Origin of the sequence: Campylobacter concisus (genome assembly GCF_902460715.1) — a bacterium.
Classification (GTDB): Bacteria; Campylobacterota; Campylobacteria; order Campylobacterales; family Campylobacteraceae; genus Campylobacter_A; species Campylobacter_A concisus_AK.
In genome coordinates this window covers 272,728-274,705 of sequence record NZ_CABPUX010000003.1, presented here as the reverse complement: position 1 = coordinate 274,705, position 1,978 = coordinate 272,728, and the positions used below count along the sequence as shown (strand labels likewise).

The 1,978-nt window shown below is 29.6% G+C and carries 3 protein-coding genes; all 3 read left to right on the top strand.

The genetic code is table 11. From position 1 onward, the window contains the following. Window positions 1-1,031, top strand: a 1,031-nt coding sequence (locus tag F3G91_RS10330; RefSeq protein ID WP_223227875.1) for a glycoside hydrolase family 19 protein, incomplete at its 5' end; no start/stop codon positions are given. After that, window positions 1,003-1,563, top strand: a complete 561-nt coding sequence (locus tag F3G91_RS10105) for a hypothetical protein (RefSeq protein WP_103632158.1) — start codon at window positions 1,003-1,005, stop codon at window positions 1,561-1,563. The genes F3G91_RS10330 and F3G91_RS10105, both read left to right, overlap by 29 nt. A 186-nt stretch (window positions 1,564-1,749) precedes the next feature. Next, window positions 1,750-1,978 (top strand): hypothetical protein (locus F3G91_RS10325; RefSeq protein ID WP_188116835.1); only part of this gene is annotated, 229 nt, incomplete at its 3' end.

The window sequence follows — 1,978 nt, the reverse complement described above, 5'->3', positions numbered from 1 at the left end:
TCTATGAAGATGATAAACTTACTAAAGAGCTAAAGAGTGAAGATAGTACAAATAAGAGATATCAAATTTACATAGATGAAGCAAATTCCGCAAACAATCAAAACCCAAGCAACACAAACCAAACAGGTCAAACAAAGATAAACCAAGATACCAAGTATGGTATCAACCTACTAAGCAAAGATAATATGAATAGCTTTATAAACTCTTTTAATGAGTCAAAGAGTATAACAAGAGTAGATAAGGGTATGTGGGTGGATGGGGATAAGGAAGCAAATGTTTTAATAGAGATCAAAGACTATCCTTTTACGCTAAGTATGCTAAAGCAGGTATTTACCAATATAAAAACAAATCAAGAATATATCTTGCAAGAGATGGTAGATGAGCTCAATAGAAGAGATGACGAAGATGGAATTCAAATGTATGTAAAATATAAGCTTGATACTAGAAATAGATTAGAGCATTTTTTTGGGCAAGCCTATAAAGAAGTTGGAGGAAATAGACTTCAATTAAGCGAGAATATATTATATAAAAACGCAGATAGACTTAGAGCTGTTTTTAGAAGCAAATTTAAAGAAAATCCAAATAAAGCAGACGAGCTTATTGCTATTAAAGAAGAGGATAGACCTAAAGCCATAGCCAACTATGTTTATAGCGATAAAAATGGCAATCAAGGTGGAGATGATGGTTGGAATTTCATAGGCAGGGGCTTTTTTCATTTAACAGGAAGAAGCGGATATTCAAATTTTAATAATTATATTAATAAAAATTTTAATACTGAAGATAATATGGTAGAAAATCCAACTTTAGTAGCTGAATATGGAAAATATGCGATAATGAGTGCTGCATGGTTTTGGTTTTCTAACAATCTATACAAAATAGCAGATGAGAGTAAAAAAGACTCAAATAACGAAAATGTAGTGGATAAAATAACTGATGTTATTAATAAAAGGACCGACGACCAAAGCAAAAAAGACAGAAAAGAAAACTACACAAGGATTAGAAATGCTAAAATTTTTCAAATTTTTAAATAGTGCATTTTTATTAATATTATTGCTGGCTTGTAATGGCATGGGAAAAGATGAAATACCAAATTTTAAATACAAAGACGCATCTAATTATTATTTTAAAATAGGCAATGATGACTATTCTGTAAAAATTTTACGTGATTATAATGAAGACAATCTAGGTCGGGCAATAGATATAAAAGAGTGCGCCATTATTCACAAAGACAAGATAAAAAAATGGAGTTTTTGTTATGACGATATGTCTATGTGGAGCGTTACGGCCAATGGCAATATAATTGAGTTTAAAGGCGGAACACAAGATAGAGACGGAAACATAGTAGATTTTTATATACTTTTTAAAAATTTAGCCTCAGAATTTTATTTGTATGAGTACTTTTGGAAATTTGGATATATAGATGAAACTACAAACGATGAAAAATTTAATAAAATAGAAAACTACTACACAAATCATGGTAAAAAGAATAGACTTTATATAAATCAAATCACTCCAAAAATTCTTAATGACATAAGAAAAAACTTTTATAAAAATAAGCAGTAATTTAGGTAATTTGAGTAACGTATTTAAAGGTAAATATATTTAAATAAGTAGAATATTGTGATGAAATTTAAAATTATATTACTAGCCCTAATTGCTAGTTTAAATTTAAGCGCTTTTGAGCCTTTAAGCTCTGAAAATGCTATCAATAAATTTAGTAATGATTTTTACCAAAGTTTATAAAAAAAGATGAGGACTATAATAATTAATAGTCAAACAAAAGACAAAAACGGCAAAGAGCACAAAGAAGACGTCACTCACTTAGAATTTATGCAAAAAGACGAAGAGAGATCAAACGGCACCGCTTCAAAGTGCGAGGAGCTATTTAAGCCATTTGCCGATAAGCTAAATTCTCTTTTAGCCTCCCAAACATCAAATAAATTTAGTACCGAAAATATCTACTGCGTAAATTTAACCT

Excerpts from the sequence above, each read along its gene's own strand:
- F3G91_RS10105 (WP_103632158.1), top strand. The coding sequence starts at position 1,003 with ATGCTAAAATTTTTCAAATTTTTAAATAGTGCATTTTTATTAATATTA.